The 15,647-nt window shown below is 68.0% G+C and carries 14 protein-coding genes and 1 pseudogene; 8 read left to right on the forward strand and 7 right to left on the reverse strand.

Annotated features, from left to right (window positions below):
• Nucleotides 1-205 precede the first annotated feature (205 nt).
• A complete protein-coding gene (locus F1544_RS05100; RefSeq protein WP_308469881.1) occupies nt 206-436 on the forward strand; it encodes a DUF1059 domain-containing protein in 231 nt (76 codons plus the stop codon).
• Between the two features lie 217 nt (nt 437-653).
• Nucleotides 654-1,574, forward strand: a complete 921-nt coding sequence (locus tag F1544_RS05105; RefSeq protein ID WP_167582850.1) for a sensor domain-containing diguanylate cyclase — start codon at nt 654-656, stop codon at nt 1,572-1,574.
• A gap of 251 nt (nt 1,575-1,825) precedes the next feature.
• Here F1544_RS05105 and F1544_RS05110 read toward each other — a convergent pair whose 3' ends face one another.
• A complete protein-coding gene (locus tag F1544_RS05110) occupies nt 1,826-2,863 on the reverse strand; it encodes a bacteriorhodopsin (protein WP_167582853.1) in 1,038 nt (345 codons plus the stop codon).
• Between the two features lie 286 nt (nt 2,864-3,149).
• On the opposite strand from F1544_RS05110, the gene F1544_RS26825 reads away from it, so the two are divergent.
• The 3 genes from F1544_RS26825 to F1544_RS05125 all read left to right on the forward strand — a co-directional run bounded on the left by F1544_RS26825 (nt 3,150) and on the right by F1544_RS05125 (nt 6,940).
• Nucleotides 3,150-3,707 (forward strand): calcium:cation antiporter family protein, encoded by a 558-nt coding sequence (locus tag F1544_RS26825; protein ID WP_373368058.1) that lies wholly within the window; start codon nt 3,150-3,152, stop codon nt 3,705-3,707.
• 546 nt (nt 3,708-4,253) lie between these two features.
• A complete protein-coding gene (locus tag F1544_RS05120) occupies nt 4,254-4,523 on the forward strand; it encodes a hypothetical protein (protein ID WP_167582856.1) in 270 nt (89 codons plus the stop codon).
• A gap of 122 nt (nt 4,524-4,645) precedes the next feature.
• Nucleotides 4,646-6,940 (forward strand): SpoIIE family protein phosphatase, encoded by a 2,295-nt coding sequence (locus F1544_RS05125; RefSeq protein ID WP_167582859.1) that lies wholly within the window; start codon nt 4,646-4,648, stop codon nt 6,938-6,940.
• A 296-nt stretch (nt 6,941-7,236) separates the two neighbouring features.
• On the opposite strand, the gene F1544_RS05130 is transcribed toward F1544_RS05125, so the two are convergent.
• From F1544_RS05130 to arr, 5 genes are all read right to left on the reverse strand, one after another.
• Nucleotides 7,237-7,965: a GAF and ANTAR domain-containing protein gene (locus F1544_RS05130; RefSeq protein ID WP_167582862.1), complete on the reverse strand. Its 729-nt coding sequence runs from the start codon at nt 7,963-7,965 to the stop codon at nt 7,237-7,239.
• A 127-nt stretch (nt 7,966-8,092) separates the two neighbouring features.
• On the reverse strand, nt 8,093-9,421 hold the full coding sequence (locus F1544_RS05135) for a GAF and ANTAR domain-containing protein (RefSeq protein WP_208971323.1): 1,329 nt from the start codon (nt 9,419-9,421) through the stop codon (nt 8,093-8,095).
• Between the two features lie 115 nt (nt 9,422-9,536).
• The gene (locus F1544_RS25745; protein ID WP_167582868.1) at nt 9,537-10,541 is read right to left on the reverse strand and encodes an AraC family transcriptional regulator; all 1,005 of its coding nucleotides are present in this window, start codon (nt 10,539-10,541) and stop codon (nt 9,537-9,539) included.
• 386 nt (nt 10,542-10,927) lie between these two features.
• Nucleotides 10,928-12,232, reverse strand: coding sequence for a PP2C family protein-serine/threonine phosphatase (locus F1544_RS05145; RefSeq protein ID WP_167582871.1), 1,305 nt, complete (start codon nt 12,230-12,232; stop codon nt 10,928-10,930).
• A 269-nt stretch (nt 12,233-12,501) separates the two neighbouring features.
• Nucleotides 12,502-12,972: an NAD(+)--rifampin ADP-ribosyltransferase gene (arr, locus tag F1544_RS05150; protein ID WP_167582874.1), complete on the reverse strand. Its 471-nt coding sequence runs from the start codon at nt 12,970-12,972 to the stop codon at nt 12,502-12,504.
• A 233-nt stretch (nt 12,973-13,205) separates the two neighbouring features.
• On the opposite strand from arr, the gene F1544_RS05155 reads away from it, so the two are divergent.
• Nucleotides 13,206-13,961 carry a ZIP family metal transporter gene (locus F1544_RS05155; protein WP_167582877.1) on the forward strand — a complete coding sequence of 252 codons (756 nt, stop codon included), beginning with the start codon at nt 13,206-13,208 and terminating at the stop codon, nt 13,959-13,961.
• A gap of 86 nt (nt 13,962-14,047) precedes the next feature.
• Here F1544_RS05155 and F1544_RS05160 read toward each other — a convergent pair.
• Nucleotides 14,048-14,604 (reverse strand): annotated as a pseudogene (locus tag F1544_RS05160) (recombinase family protein).
• Nucleotides 14,605-15,017: 413 nt separating this feature from the next.
• Here F1544_RS05160 and F1544_RS05165 point away from each other — a divergent pair.
• Nucleotides 15,018-15,317: a DUF2089 family protein gene (locus F1544_RS05165; RefSeq protein WP_167582883.1), complete on the forward strand. Its 300-nt coding sequence runs from the start codon at nt 15,018-15,020 to the stop codon at nt 15,315-15,317.
• Nucleotides 15,314-15,622, forward strand: a complete 309-nt coding sequence (locus F1544_RS05170) for a hypothetical protein (RefSeq protein ID WP_167582886.1) — start codon at nt 15,314-15,316, stop codon at nt 15,620-15,622. The genes F1544_RS05165 and F1544_RS05170 overlap by 4 nt, the downstream gene beginning before the upstream one ends.
• Nucleotides 15,623-15,647: the final 25 nt, after the last annotated feature.

Below are 15,647 nucleotides of genomic sequence, written 5' to 3' on the forward strand. Positions count from 1 at the left end.
TCGGCCGGCTCTCGGCGAAAGACCGTTCATACGGCCCCCGTCATCACGAACTGCACGGGAACGAAGGTGCAAGCGCTCAAGGTGCTCGGCACCCACCTCAGCCCCTCATTGCGGCTACCCCCTCAGGGTCTCGACTCACCCGGCGCATCCCACTCGCGGCACTCATCGGTGGACGCCGTCCACGACCAGGCACTATCGCCTCAAGGTGAGCATCACGGCCCCCGATGATCCATACGACCCGTCCAGCGTGAGCAAGGAGTCCACGATGAAGAAGTTCCGCTGCGGAGACGTGGTGCCCGGCTGCACTCGAGCCTTCGTTGGCTCTCCGGATGAGATCCTTCTGGCCGTACACAACCACGCCCGCGCCGACCATGGGCTCAGCGAGATGCCCGCCGGGCTCGTGGCTCAGGTCCGATCCGCCATGGCTGACGCCTGAGGGCGAACTGACATCGCCCATCGGCTCGCCCGCCTGCATCGAGCGACCCTGGGCTGATCAGCCGGGAAGCCCACCTGCCGAGATGCTCAGCCAAGCGGTTGAGCAGGCACGCGGCGTGGACGATTGGACTCGCGACCGCCGTCTGCAAGGGTCAGGATCACCATCGTCGCGGCACTGAGGCTGGGCTCGGGTAGCTGCGGTCATGTACGGAGGCAACGTGAACGACGATGACGAGCGCGTAGCGGCAGCACCTCAGCGATCGAGTGATGACGATCTTGCCCGCGCCGCTGTGGAGGGCACCCAAGCCCTCGTCCTCATCTTCGACGAGCGAGGGCACTGCCTCAGCGCTAATCCGGCCGTCACTCGCGCTTTGGGATGGACGCGCGAGGAACTGGGTGCTCGCCCCTTCTGGGACGTCTACGTCGCACCAGAGCACGTCATCCTTGCGCGTCAGGCATTCACCCTCGCCATCGAACGAGGACTGGCTTTTCCGCAAGAAGGGGACTGGCTGGACCGCTCCGGTGCCCGGCGCCGCATCCGCATGCACAACGATGTGCTGCGCGACGAGGGAGGCCAGCCGTACGCGCTGGTGACCGTCGGGATGGACGTTACACAACAGAATCACCGGGAAGCCCTGCTGCGCGAGCGAGCCGAGATTGACCACTTGACGGGCCTGAGCAACCGCTCCGCATTCTTCGACCACCTCAGCACGGCGCTGCACGCTCGCCAGGGCGCAGGCGTCGGTCTGCTGTTCTGCGACCTCGACGGCTTCAAGCAAGTGAACGATGAGCACGGTCACCACGTCGGGGACTTGCTGTTGACGCAGGTCGCTCAACGCCTTCAAGACTCATGCGCACCCGACCATGTCGCCGCCCGCTTTGGAGGCGATGAATTCGTCATCTTGTTCCCGCATGCCGATGAACAACGCTTGAGCCTTCTCGCCGAGCGCATCAAAATCGCCATGCGCGACCCGATCGTCACTTCATCTGGGACAATCAACATCGGCGTCAGCGTGGGCTGGGCAATCAGCGAACCGAAAATGGCAGCCGATGAGTTGATCCAAGCCGCTGACCATCGCATGTACCGGGTGAAATCCGTCCGCCAGCGACACGCCTCAATCCTAGACAGCGATACCTGACTTCATCTGTCGCTACAATCGCAATCCCCTCGAGCTTCCTCGCGTGGCGTTTAAAGTCTTTAGCTAGTCGAGATATTTGACCAGCCGGCGCCGGCATCCAGCCATCGCGATGTCACTTCGTAGCTTTGTCCCAGATGTGGTGCGGTCGCTGGTCACCCGGTCGGTAAGTACGGAACCGGCGCTTCGGCGCGCTCACACCCTGCACTGGGGCTGTCTCTGTCGCCCGCAGCGCGGCAACAAGGCCGCTTGGGTCACGAGTGTGGCGGCTTTTCGGGGAAGGCGCGCGGGGTGTCCGAGGCCGTCGGAGGGGTCATGGTGGCACCCGTGATATCGCGCAGGTTCCGTTCACGCTCAGCAGTGGTGGTCGTCGTGCTCGCGCGCTGCAGACGCCCGCCGCCTTGGGCTTCGTTGGCGAGGATGACGCCCTTGAGCAGCGGCTGGACACCGTCGGACATCTTCACCGAGGAGATCCAGACCTCCTCGGGGTGGGTCTGCTCGCCGGCGTGGACGTCCTCGGCGGTGCGTAGCTTCGCGACCTTGTGGATCAGGGCGCCGAAGCCGACCTTAGCGGCGATATCGGCGAAGGAGAAGCCGACCTGGATGGTGACGGTCCACCACTGCCCGCTGGCCCAGTTGTGGATGGCGTAGGCGATGGGGTACCAGCCCCAGACGCTGAGCAGCAAGATCCCCGCGTTGCGGTAGGTGGCGTAGGCCCGGGCGCTCATGGAGGCTTTGGACTGGCGCAGGACATTGATCAGCAAGACGTACAGGGCGAGGTAGAAGACCGAGGAGACGATGCCCCACACCAGCAGCGCTGTCTGGCTGGTCCCGTCGCCCTGCACGGTGGCACCGATGAACCCGGTGAGAATCATGAGGAACGCCGCGGTCATCAGCGTGAAGCGGCGCGAGCGGGCCGCAGCGCCCGCGATGGCGGACACGGCGAGGAACTCGATCATGAGCAGGGGGACGGTCACCGACCAGTCCATGTAGCGCGGGACCAGGGTGTTCAACGCCTCGGCGTTGGGCAGGTACCGCCCGTCGGTGAGGATGTAGCCCTGGTCGAACTTCACCACGAGGTAGACGTAGGCGAGGAACGCGACTCCGGTGATGGACAGCGAGGCGAGCACGGCGGGTCGGTAGCGGACCCCGACCTCGGAAGTGGAGTTCCAGGTCCGCACGAAGTGCGCGAACAAGGCCAGACCGGCGACGACCATCGAGTACTGGATCAGGTCGTGAGCACTGGGGCTGAGGGTGACGAGTTCTGGGCGTGTGGCGGCGACAGCCAGCACAGGAGCTCCTGAGGTACGCGTGGCAAGCCGTTGGTTCGACCTGCAGGCGAAGGTAAATGTTGGACCGATTGTCAGCATCCTCAGCCAGCCAAGATGGCCGATATCACTCACGGGGGAGCACCGCCGACGATCGTAGTGCTGTCGGTCACGCTGCTTCATTGGGGCCAGTTCGTTGGGAACGGCTGAGGCTGGCGGGTGGCACCAGGAGGTCTGCCGATCATGATCATCTGAGTGGCTGAGCTGCTGTTGCTCAGCTGCGCCGACCACGGCCTGCTCTGGCACGCGCATGGTCAAGCGCCGAACAACCGGCCAGCGCCGAAGAGACACAGTCGCGTCAAGACCGAGCGCAACGCTTCGTCGAAGGACACCGGTGCCGCCGAGGTTGCCTTGGTCTTCGGCGCGCTGCGGCCGTGGTCTCCCTCGCCTCGGGGTGGGTCTCGAGCGCAGCGATGACGCGATCGCCGACCACATCGGCATCTCCGCGATGCTATTCGGCGCCACGCTCCTCGCAGCGGCCCCGTCGCTGCCAGAGCTGGCCACCGGCCTGACCTCGATACGCGACGGCGACGCCCAGCTCGCGGTCAGCGACATCGGCGGCGGTCACGCCTTCTTGCCGATGCTTTCCGCTGGCGACGATCGTGTTCGGGCAGGCGGGGCTGCCGCGGGCAGCCGTCAGCGATATCACCCTCACCGCCGTTGGCATCCTGCTGCGCATCGTGCACAGGGTCGGTTTATCTTCCGGCCCACCAAGCGAGTACTCGGTATGGGCGGGGACTCCCCTGGTGGTCCTAGTGCTGTACGCCGTCTCGGTGGTCGGTGTTCTCACCTTGTCTGGCGCTGGTAGGTGAAGCGCGGGCCACGACGTCTGAGGACAGCGTGGCCCGCACCTCGCAGGGCGCGCCGAGATACGTTCGTCGCCGAGCCGGTGCTGAGGAGCAGGCAGTGGGCGGGGCATCTGCGCCCACAGCCCTCATCGGCCAGCACACCTTCACGCCAAGCCCGCGCTGCCGCTGAGGCGGAGGTCACTGATCACCTTGCGCACGAGCCGCGCAGTGCCCCCGATCAGCGCGACTCCAGATGTTGAACCGCACTTACCTGTACGCTCTTCGCGCCAGAGATGCTGGCGGCCATCTCAGGGTTCGTCGTTGATCTCTCATCGACTGATGATCCCTGCCAGGCGGCAGCGCACAGCTGCACCGAGCTTCACTCGGCTGATGCAGAGATGAAGCGGCCAGCACCCGGTCAGTGAGCAGGTCGAGGTCTGACGTCGACGAGAAAATTTGTCCCAGAGCAGGCATCGTGGGACGTGGTCCAGCCAGGGCCCTGCCATCTTCCCCTCCTCAGGGCACGTGTCAGCAGCCAGCACCATTGACCGTGTCAGGAGGTCGTCGTGGATCATCACGGCAAGCGCGAGCAAGAACGCAGTGCACATGAGCGCTTCGTGCTCACCACCGTCGTCAAGGAAGCGCAGTGGCAGGCCGACGCCTGCGCCGTGCTGGTCGATGCTCGCACCACGCTGCACCAACGAGCTGCCCAACGCGGCCTGCTCATCACGGGTGAGCCGTTTGAGGACGTCGAGGTAATGGTCGGTGATCACCGGGTCAGAATCACCCTGACCGCCGCCGCGGCGCCCATCGCGTCAAGCCCTCCGATCTCTTAGCATCGCCGGTGGCGGCGTGACGTGTGCCCGCACGGGCACCAACGGGCAGGCGTATATGTCTTCAGCGACGAATCGCACCGGGCAGTGCTCGCTCAAGAGCGGGCGGCTCGTATCCTTCCGCCATGAGTGATCAGGCACATGAGGTCGCCGATCGCGGCGATAGCCTTGTGCCGTCTCAGTCGGCGGGCCAAACCGCCTCGGAAGGTGTCACCGACCCGCGGCCTGAGGTGATGTCCGCAACCACGTTAAACGTCGAGCTACCCAGCGTGGTGCACGACTACCCCGCCGCGGTGCTGCTGATCGACACCGGCCCCAACCAGGACACCGGATTCAACCACGTCGTGTACGTCAACGACCTCGCCCGCCAGCTCGCTCCTGATGCGAGCCTGCCCATCGGCGTGGAGGACTGGTCGCGCGCAGCGGGACTGAAGGTCGACACCGGCGCCGCCCTCAGTGCCAGCAGCACACCCCTGTCCCAGCTCGCGGCCGGCGAACCCGAGAGCGGGCGCCAAATCAGCGCCGCCCTGCAAAGCCAAGCCACACACGCCCGCGAGGCATTGTGGGCGATCGGGATGCCTCTACGTGGTGCACCGCAGCCCCTGCGAGCCCGCTCGTTGCTGGTGTTGATGCCGCTGCGTTTCCCTGACGCCGTCGCCGACGTTCAGGCCGCTGCCGTCAGCGACCGCGCCCGCGGCTCGGTGCTGGCCAGTGAGCTCGCCATCGCGATCAGCGACCCCACCGCCGCCGACGACCCGCTGATCTGGGTCTCCCCCAGCTTCGAGCATCTCACCGGCTACACCAGCACCGAAGTGCTGGGGTACAACTGCCGCTTCCTGCAGGGACGCGACACCGACCCCGCTGCCGTACAGCAACTACGCGAAGGTTTGGCCGCGCAGACCACGGTGAGTCAGACCTTGCTGAACTACCGCCATGACGGCTCCGCCTTCTACAATCACCTAGTTATCTCCCCCGTCTTCGACGCTGATGGCACCCTCACCCACCACGTCAGCGTCCAGAGCGACGTCACCGGACAAGTCCTGGCCCAGCGAGAGCGTGAGACGGCCATGCGCGAAGCCGAGCGAGCCCGCCAGGCCCAAGCGGCGGCGCAGCAGGCGCAAGCCGCAGCAGAGGAGGCCGGACGCTTCGGGCAGCTGCTGCTGAGGTTGAGCGAGGCCCTGACCGCCACCGTCTCCCTGCAGGAGGTCACGACCACCCTCACCGGCGTCCTGGCCGACGAGCTTGGCGCCGTCGGCGGCGGGCTGCTGCTGCCCGATGTCAGCGCAACCCAGCTCAACTTCACGACTTTGCACGACATGCCCGCCGGTACCGATGCGGCGTGGACACGCATCGGCTGGCAGGAGGACGCCCCTGCCGCCCTCGCGGCCCGCACCCGGCGGGCGGTGTTCTACCCCGACACCCAGGCCCTGCTGGCCGCCCACCCCTCCATCACGACTCACGCCGCGCTGGCGGCGATGGGTGCCAGCGCCCACCTGCCTCTGGTCGCCGGCCACGACGTCGTCGGCGTCCTCTTCCTGTACTGGGACCGCCCTCACCAGCTGACCGCCCAGCAGCAAGAGGCGCTGCGCGCCCTCGCGCGCTACACCGCCCAAGCCGTGCAATGCGCGACCCTCATCAACCAGCGCCGCAGCGCCGCCGAAGTGCTGCAACGCTCCTTGTTGACCCACCTACCAGAACCAGACCACTTGGAGCTGCGCGCTCGCTACGTTCCCGCGGCGGCAGGTGAACACGTGGGCGGAGACTGGTACGACGCCGTCGTCCTGCCAGAGGGGGCCACCACAGTGATCATCGGTGACGTCACCGGGCACGACATGGTCGCCGCAGCACACATGGGCCAGCTGCGCGGGCTGCTACGCGCGTATGCCTTCGACCGCGAGGAGGCTCCCGCCGCGATCGTGTCACGCCTGGACCGGGCGCTGTCCGGATTGGGCATCGACGGCCTGGCCACCCTCGTCGTAGCCTGCATCGAGCAAAGCGATCACGACAAGGCGGCGGGATTGCGCCGACTGCGCTGGACCAACGCCGGACATCCGCCACCGGTGCTGTTGCACGTCGACGGCAGCACCGAGGTCCTTGAGAGCGAGCCGGAGCTGCTCATGGGCCTACTGCCAGCCACCACCCGCACAGATCATGTGCACGTGCTTCCGCCGGGCTCCACGCTGCTCCTTTACACCGACGGGCTCGTCGAGCACCGCGGGCGCAGCATCAGCGACGGCATCAGCGACCTGCGCCGGGTTCTGTCCACGTACTCTGGACAGAACCTGCAAGAGCTGCTGGATCACCTGGTGCATGAGCTGGTCGGAGACTCACCTGATGACGACTGCGCCATCCTCGCTGTGCGCGCTCACCGAGAAGATCGTGACCGTCCCGCCGAGGCAGGTCCCAACCGCCTCAACTAGGTCGGCCAGGCCCCGATAAGTGCTTTGCAGGACCGACCCGCCGTGTCGACGCGAAGACAGCACAAGGGGGCCATCCAACTCGCACGGGCGCGACATCACTAACGCGGATCATGTTACCGGCAGCGTGCTCAACGTCTCAGGCGAGTCGCTCTCGAGACGATCGACCGTTCGATGTCAGCAGATGACGGTGGCGTCCCTGACGGAAGAGCGAGTCGGAAGAGAAATCGCCGCAGGAGCTCCTCGGCCAAAGCTTCCACAAGCCCATCGTTGCACGCGCGGTACCGGGCCATGCTGGCTCAAATGCTGCCGCGAGGCCCGACGAGTTGCCCGCTGGAGGTCAGCTCCTCGGCGATGTCGCGCAGCTTGACGTTGCGGTGCTGGCTGACCGTGATCAGCAGGTTGAAGGCCTGGGCGGCGCTGAGCTTGTGCCGTTCCATGAGGATGCCCTTGGCCTGCCCGATCAGGTCTCGACTGTCCATGGCGGTCTGCTGGCTCGTGCGCTGCAGGGCTTGAGCTAGGGCGACGGCGGCGTGGGCGACGAAGGGCAGCCCAATCTGCCGTGATTCCTCGTCGAAGGCGTGCGGGGCGCGGTTGTACAGGTTCATCGCGCCGAGGTCGTTGCCGGAGATGAAGAGGCGGAAGGACATCATGGCGCCCACCCCCATTTCGGAGGCTTGCTGGGCGAAGTGCGGCCAGCGCGACTCGGTGCTCATGTCGGGTGCGTCGACGACTTTGGCGTCGAAGGCGGCGTCCAGGCAGGGTCCTTCAGCAACCTTGCTCTGCAGTGCGTCGATGCCGCGGGGCAGGTCGCTGGAAGCGGCCCATGACTCGACTTCCGTTCGGCCGGTGACGACGCTGATGGAGCCCTCTTCGGCGCCGGGGATGAGGGCGATGGCGGCGGTGACGACCTTCTCGAGGGTGTCCTCGGTACCGGCTTTCTGCTGCATCTGCCGTGCCAGGTCCGCCAGGGCGTCCACCAAGTGGCTGGGGCGAACGTCGCGCTGGCCGCCTGCTGTCTCGTCCATGACCGTCTCCCCCTCGCCTGCGCAGACCTCGCCGACATGGCGACCGACTGTCGGTGAGGCTATCCACCGGTTCACCGTTGAAGCTGCGGTCGATCCGCTGGCGACCGCGGACGTTCTGACTACGTGATCAGTCGGTCGCTGCGGGCGCGGAAGCCGGCGGGCGCGCATGAGTGCTTCGCGCCCGCGGTGGCAGCACGTCGTGAAGAGCGGCCATGAGGTCGGCCGGCAGCGGCTTCCCTCTGCTGGCGCTGCTGGTGATCACGTCGGCGACGTCGATGAGCTTGCGGTTGGTGTTCATCGAGACCCTCTTCAGCGCTGCGACCGCGAGCTCCTCACCGCACGGCATGAGCATCATGATCATGCCGACGGCGTGCTCGATGCGGGGGCGGCTGCTGAGTGCTGTCTGCAGCTGCTCCACCGTGGCTTCCAGCTGCGTGATGCGTGCCAAGTTCTCCAGCTTGGCCGAGGCGCGCTCGGGCGGCGATGCCGGGGCTGGGGCCGGGGCGGGCGTGGTCGTGTCAGCACGCGGAGCGTTCGTCCGGCGTGGGGCCGGCCGTTCCACGCTCCAGTCGGGGTCGGTAGCGCTTTCGGTGCCGTCGCCGGATGACGGCTGCTTCTCGAGAGTGGCGAGGTCGACGTCTCCGGTGGCGATGTCGTGGGCGAAGGCGTCGAGGGTCTGCCCCCGCGAGACGGCACTGGCGCGCAGCAGGGCCAGCGCGTCCTCGTGCCGCAGACCGAGGGCGAGGTTCGCCATACCGGCCGCGACCCACACGTCGCGGCGCTGGTGAACCGCTGAGGTGTCCAACCAGCCGTCCGGTACGTCCTGAACCTCGCTGCCCGAGACTGGCGTGGCCGTGTCGGGGCGCAGCTTGTCGAGGAAGACGTCGGCGATGGCTTGGGCGATGAGTTGAGCAGCGATGATGTCCTGCCCCGTCAGTGACCCGGGATGCACCAGGTAGAGGTCCAGCACCCCGAAGCGGAGCTCGCCGGCACGCAGGGGCACGCTCATGCCGCCGGTGAACGGGGTGTCTTCGCCGTGCAGGGCCGCGAGCACCGGCCAGCGCTCCCGCATCGAGGTCTCACTGATGGTGATGGGGCGGCCGGTGGTCATCGCTTCGAAGCAGGGACCTTCACCGGCGGTGAACTGCAGACGCTCCGCGGTCGCTGAGAGTGCGTCGCTGGCACCGAGGGGAAGGCGCAGTCCGGTGGCGGTCTGCAGCAGCATTGCGGCTCCGTCGACGCCGAGGACCTGCTTGGCCACCTGGCACAGCAGCGAGGGCAGCTCGCTGTCGTCCTCACCGTCGGTGGCTTCCGCAAGTGAGCGTTCGAAGCGGGCGACCAGTGCTGGGACGTGGTGCAAGCCCGCATGGCGGGGGCCATCGATGGGGAAGGCAGCGGCTGACGACACGACCATCGCTCCAAGATCGGGGTGCCGACAGGACTGCACCCCGGTCATGGAGTGCGCAATTGCTTTGGCAAGCCTAGGCGCCGGGTGTCGTGTCCGCACGCAGCCCTCGCCTGAACGGCTCATGCACGAAGACGCGGCCCAGCTCAAGCAAGCCGATCCGACCTCAGCTGCGCAGGGTGGTGGCGGGGCTGACCGTGTACTGCGCCTGGTAGGCGGCGGCGAAGCGCCCGGGGTGGGCGAAGCCCCACCGGGAAGCAACCGCGGCCACGGTGTCCCCGGCGTGGGGGTCGCCCGCGCGCAGGTCGGCGTGGGCGCGTTCCAGGCGGATGCGGCGCAGGTGGGTCATGGGTGTGGCCCCGAGGTGCTGCACGAAGGCTTGCTGCAGGGCGCGGATCCCGATCCCGGCGGCGGCGGCGAGGTCGGCCACGGTGAGGGGCTCGGCGGCGTGCGCGTGCAGGTGGGCCAGGGCGCGGCGCAGGGTGGCGGGCCCGACGTTCCCCGCCCCGGGAAGGTAGTCGGTGGTCATGGTGGTGTTGGGGAAGGTCACCAGCGCGGCCTGGGCGAGGCTGCGGACGAGCTGGGCGCGCACGAGCGGGCTGTTCAGCGGGGACTCCGGTGCTACGGCTTGCTGGTAGGCGAACCGGATCAGCCCCGCCCAGTACTGCTGGGCGGCGGCGTCGACCGGGGCGGTGTCCAGGAAGCGGACCGCGGCCGCGGTGTCGGTAGCACCAACCCGGCCCGACTCCGCGGCGGCTTCGTCGATGGTGGCAAGCGGAAGCTGCTGCAGGACGAAGGCGGACTCCGGGCCGTAGCCGGCGCGCAGCTCCTCGTGGGTGTTCCAGCGCCACACCTCACCGGTCCCCATCGTGTGTTCTGGCTCAGCACCGGAGGCGACGGACAGGGCGCCGGCCTGGACGACGACGGTGGTGAAGGTGTCCACCGGGGCGACCTCCGCCCACCCCTGGAAGCCGTAGCGCACCGTGCTCATGGCCAGCGGACCGGCGGTCGCGACGGCCAGGCGGAACTCGTAGTCCTCGCCCGGACGGCCCAACTCGACGCGGGCGTCGGCGTAGAGGCGCTGGATGATCGCGGTGGCGAGGGCGACGTCGCGGGTGGTGATCGCCGACCGCTGCACCGTGTCGCCGAGCATGCTGCTGGTGGTGCTCACGCGGGCCCCCTGGTCCCGTCGGGGTCGGGGACCGGCTGTTGGAGTCCCGCCCGGGCGGGAGGGTAGTCCAAATGCGAAGTCATCAGCCAGATCGCGCAGCCCCAGCCAGGTCGAAGCCCCCATCGAGCGGAGCTTGACTGCTCAATGGCGGTATCGCATTCACTGCCCGAGCGTCGGTGGAGCGTGAGGCTCGGGGGCTGAAACAGACTGGTCCCCGAGCCGCCTCATCAGACCGGCATGACGTCGATGAAGCACTGCGCCGACAGCATGGGCGCGATCTTGTGTCGCTCACGTCCTCCGGCTACCCGCAGACGAGGACGTCATCAACGGGTCGTTGCACGGCCCCACCCGCACCTGCGTAGCTTCTTCAGCCACGCCACTGGTGATCAGGGATGCGCTGGCAGGTGCAGGACCAGCAAGGTGAGGTCATCACCGGAGGACCCGCCGGCGAAGGTCTCGACGGCGCGGTGGACCGCTTCGGCCAGCCCGCTCGCTGCCCCGGCACCGGGCGGCACGGTCGTGGCGCTCAGCAGGGCCTGCAGGCGGGCTTCACCGAACAGCTCGATCGCCGCGTCGTGGGGGTCGTCAGCGCCGACGCCGGAGTCAACGGCGGCGTCCTCCAGTCGACTCGGGTGCCCTTGGTGTCGTGGTGCTCGTGCCTCGGTGACGCCGTCGGTGTACAGCACGAGAGACTCCCCGGGTGTCAGCGTGGCCGTGCTCGCTTGGTAGCGCACGCCCCCGACCACTCCAAGGAGCAGGTTCGGCACGCCCAGCGCCTCGACCTGTGCGGGAGCGCCGTCGGCGTCGGGGCGCACGAGCAGGGGTAGCGGGTGCCCGGCCGAGACGGCGCGCAGCGACCACGACGACCCGGATGACGCCTGCTGCCGCTGCAGCAGCAGGCAGGCAACGGTGCAGGTGCGATCGTCGTCCAGGCGCACGAGCACGTCGTTGACGGTGGCCAGCACCTGCGCGGGGTCGGGGTCGATGACCGCGGCGGTGCGCACCGCGTAGCGCAGCGCGCCGCTGAGGGAGGCGGCCACCGGCCCCTTGCCCTGCACGTCGCCGATCACCAGCAGCCAGCGGTCCTCATCGATGGCGATGACGTCGTAGAAGTCGCCACCGACCGCGGCTGCGGCGCTGGCGGGACGGTAGACCGCGGCGACGTCCGCGCCGGGCACCGCGGGGTGCGCGGGGGGCAGCAAGTCGCGCTGCAAGTCCTCAGCCAGGCGCTGGTGGGCGCGCTGAGAAGCCGCCAGGGCCTCGCTGAGCTCGTGCTCGGCGGTGACGTCGTCGACGATGACGCACAGGCCCACCACCTGCCCGTCACGGCGCACGGGGTGGAAGGTGATGCTCCAGTGCCGCAGCTGCCCGGGACGGGCACTGACCTCCCCGCTGAGGCGCACATCACGCATGGCACTGCCGCTGTCCATGACCTGGCGGTAGAGGACCTCCGCCTGCCGGCCGACGTCGCCGTTGACCTCGGCGGGGGTGCGGCCCAGCAGCAGGTGAGCGCTCTGGCCGTTCATCTGCTCCAGCACAGCGTTGACGCGCACGTGGCGCAGGTCGCGGTCGAAGATGCCGATGCCCAGCGGTGCGCCCTCGAGCAGGCTGTCGAACTGCGCCAGCACGCCCAGCAAGCCCTCAGCGTCGCCTTCACTGCTGTTGCTCGTGCTCAAGGAGTGCTCGGGCATCGCCGTCTTCCTGCTCGCGCCTACTGCTCACCGGTGATGCGCCTCGTTATAAGAGCAGCTGATCGACCGTACCCGAGGGCGAGGCAGGCGAGTTGCCCACCGCCTGAGCCCCGCAAGGGTGTCGTGCGCATCTACGAGCTTGATCATCCACACCGTAATGACCGTTCCGTTGTTGATCGCCCTGCGGGACGCCTGGACGGGGGGCGGGGTCGCAGCTCAGCATCACCTCTTGTTCGCCGGGACGACTTAGGACCGACGCTGAGCGCCGGTTAGTCGTAGACGACGTCCAGGCCTTGGGCGCGCAGCCGGGCCAGACCGGTGAGCATCGCCTCGAGCTCCTCCGGCGTGTGCTTGGGCCAGTCGGTGACCTCGCCGACGACGCAGAGCGGTTCATGGGAGCGGTAGGAGCGGGTGGGGTTGCCGGGGAACTTCTTGTCGGTGACGTTCGGGTCGTCCTCGAACGGTCCAGTGGGCTCGACCTCGTAGACGCGGGCCTGCGGCGTGCCATCAGTGTTCGTGGCGAGTGTGGCGGCGAGCTCGGCGCCCCAGGCGGCCGTCTCGGGGCGGTTCGTGAAGTAGACGTGCGCCAGGGGCCGGGCGGGGCGGAAGTGCGACGGCCTGCCGGGCAGGACGAGGTCTCCGGGCGCGAAGGATGCCCTCGTGCCGTGGAGGAACGGCCCGGTGACGTGGCCGTGGTCGTCGAAGGTCGCGGGAAGCGGCGGTTCAAAGTCGTCGGACACGGCGAGAATCCTCGCAGCTTGGACTCAGCATGCATGGCACACCCGCAGATAAAGGACGTTATCTGCGGGTGCGGGTCAGGGTCGCGGCCGCGAGGTCTCACCAAGGGCTGAGCGCCAGCTTCACGGTCTCCACCACACCTCTCGGGTTCACCTTTCGACGCAAGCCGACTTGCGCACGCCGTCCAGAGGTGGAGGCTCGCGCAGGCAAGGGAGATACGAGGATGGGGAACGGCGTGCCGGTATGGTTGCAGGCGGGTGGCTGGGGACTGCTGGGCGGAGCCGCCTTGGTGGTGGGAGCCGCAATCGCCTGGTTCGTGCCCGTGCCGGCAAAGGTCGTGGCGGCGGTCATGGCCTTTGGCTCCGGAGTCCTTATCTCCGCCCTCGCCTTCGACCTGGCGCAGGAGGCCGCCGACACCGGCGGTCTGGTGCCCACCGTCAGCGCCTTCCTCGCCGGCGCCGTGGTGTACCTGGCCGCCAACCTCGTCCTGGCCCGCCGAGGTGCCCGGCATCGCAAGCGTTCCGGGGACCAGCAGCCCTCCGAGGCCGAGCAGGGTGGCAGCGGCGCGGCGATCGCCATCGGCGCCCTGCTGGACGGTGTTCCCGAGTCGGTGGTCCTGGGCATCGGACTGCTCGGGGGTGGCGGGGTCAGCGTGGCCGTGGTTGCTGCCGTGGTCATCTCCAACGTGCCCGAAGGCCTGTCCAGCGTGGCGGGCATGAAACGGGCCGGGCGCAGCGCTAAGTACGTCTTCGGGGTGTGGAGCGGCATCGCCATCATCAGCGCCGTCGCCGCCGCGCTGGGTTACCTCGCTCTCGGGTCCGCCTCGCCCGAGGTGGTCGCCGCCATCACCGCCCTGGCTGCCGGGGCGATCCTCACGATGATCGCCGACACGATGATCCCCGAAGCCTTCGAGCGGACCCAGCTGTACACCGGCCTCGTGACCACATTGGGGTTCCTCGTAGCGTTCAGCGTGAGCCGGTTGGGAGGGTGAGGAGCCGTCCGGCTCTCCTTGATCCAACTCGTAGAACCCATCACTATGGCGCGGTGCAGGCCGCCCTTGGCCCACGATTCTGACGACTACTTGGTTAGGGCCCGATACAGCGTGGCGCGGGAGACGCCGATCGCGGCGGCGGTCTTGGCCACGGAGTGTCGCCGTCAGCGATCAGGGCCCGGGCCGCGGCCAGCTTGGTCGGGGTCATCACCGCCGGTCGGCCTCCGCGTCGGCCGCGGGCGGCGGCGGCCTGCGGCCCGGCGGCGGTGCGCTCACGCAGCAGGTCGCGCTCGAACTCCCCTAGAGCGCCGAAGAGGTGCAGGACGAGGCGGCCGGTGGCGGTGGTGGTGTCGATGGACTCCGTCAGGGATCGGAAGCCCACTCCCCTGCCGGTGAGGTCGTCGATGAGCTGCAGCAGGTGGCGCAGGGAGCGGGCCAGGCGGTCCAGGCGCCACACGACGAGGACGTCGCCGGGCCCCAGGCGCTCGAGGACGTCGTCCAGGGCGGGGCGGGCGGTCAATGCGCCGGAGGCGGTGTCGGTCCAGACTCGGTAGCAGCCGACCGCGGTGAGGGCGTCGTGCTGCAGGGCGGGGTCCTGGTCAGGAGTGGACACGCGGGCGTACCCGAGCAGATGGCTGGCCATGGCCGGACCGTTTCAGAAGACGCCGACGCTCCGCCGGTGAGACGTCGGTTGTGGACACGGGTTGTGAGACGGCGTGTCGGGCTTTGGAGGCCACTCCCCTGTCTCGTCTCGCAACCGGTCGGCTGTGGGACACGAAGTGCTGTTGTGGAGAACCTCCAAAGGGCGACGTGAACATCAGCGCCCAGATCCGAGCACGGCTGACCGGCACCCCGAGCCCCAAGCCCCGGATGATCTTGCGCTTATGTCGACGACCGAGCGGTCCCAGCGGACCGAGAGCGCTTCGCATCGCCTCGTCCTACGAAGGTCTCGACTTGGACCAACGCCTGACGGAGAGCGTCGAAGGACCTTGCTCACCTCGCGCACGTCTGCGTAATGTTGAGGTCAACTTAAACATCTTGTGAGAGGAGTCGACCGTGGACCAGTGGCTCGAAGCCCTCACCGACAGCGACCGCTCCTTCGTGCGCACCCTGGTGCTCAACTCCGGCTCCCTCAAGGGCGTCGCCGCGGACTACGGCGTCTCCTACCCCACCATCCGCGCCCGCCTGGACCGCGTCATCGAAAAGGTCCAGGCGGTCGAGTCGGCCCCGGCCGATCCCTTTGTCACCTCCATCACGGGGATGGTCATCGACGGAGTCGTCTCCCAAGACGCCGCCGATCGCGTCCTCCACGCCTACAAGACCTCGACCTCGACCTCAAAGGCAGGACGCACATGAGCACCACCGATGTGACGATCTACACCGCCGGATTCGCCTTGCTGCTCGTACAGCGCCTCGTCATGTCCAACCGCTCCCACTGGTGGCTAGGAGCAGTACTCCCCATGGGGTGGCTCATCGCCGGGTTCGTCTTCCTGGTCGAGAGGGGCACGATGGACGAGTGGCGTGGCTGGGCGGCCACCATCCTGGGAGCGGTCGTACTGCTGGGGATCTGGGCAGAGGGGCACGAGTCGCGCAAGAAGCGCCTGCAGAGCGAAGACGCACGCATCGACGCCCTCAACGCCCACCAGGCCGTGGACCACTGATCACCCGTTCCGTCGCCTCGCCGCG

Source organism: Kineococcus rubinsiae (genome assembly GCF_011839805.1).
Lineage (GTDB): Bacteria > Actinomycetota > Actinomycetes > Actinomycetales > Kineococcaceae > Kineococcus > Kineococcus rubinsiae.

What these genes read in the sequence shown, in the direction of transcription:
- F1544_RS26825 (WP_373368058.1), top strand. Translation starts at nt 3,150, where the DNA reads ATGGTCAAGCGCCGAACAACCGGCCAGCGCCGAAGAGACACAGTCGCG.
- F1544_RS05125 (WP_167582859.1), top strand. Translation starts at nt 4,646, where the DNA reads ATGAGTGATCAGGCACATGAGGTCGCCGATCGCGGCGATAGCCTTGTG.
- F1544_RS05130 (WP_167582862.1), bottom strand. Translation starts at nt 7,965, where the DNA reads ATGGACGAGACAGCAGGCGGCCAGCGCGACGTTCGCCCCAGCCACTTG.
- F1544_RS05135 (WP_208971323.1), bottom strand. Translation starts at nt 9,421, where the DNA reads ATGACCGGGGTGCAGTCCTGTCGGCACCCCGATCTTGGAGCGATGGTC.
- F1544_RS05145 (WP_167582871.1), bottom strand. Translation starts at nt 12,232, where the DNA reads ATGCCCGAGCACTCCTTGAGCACGAGCAACAGCAGTGAAGGCGACGCT.
- F1544_RS05170 (WP_167582886.1), top strand. Translation starts at nt 15,314, where the DNA reads ATGAGCACCACCGATGTGACGATCTACACCGCCGGATTCGCCTTGCTG.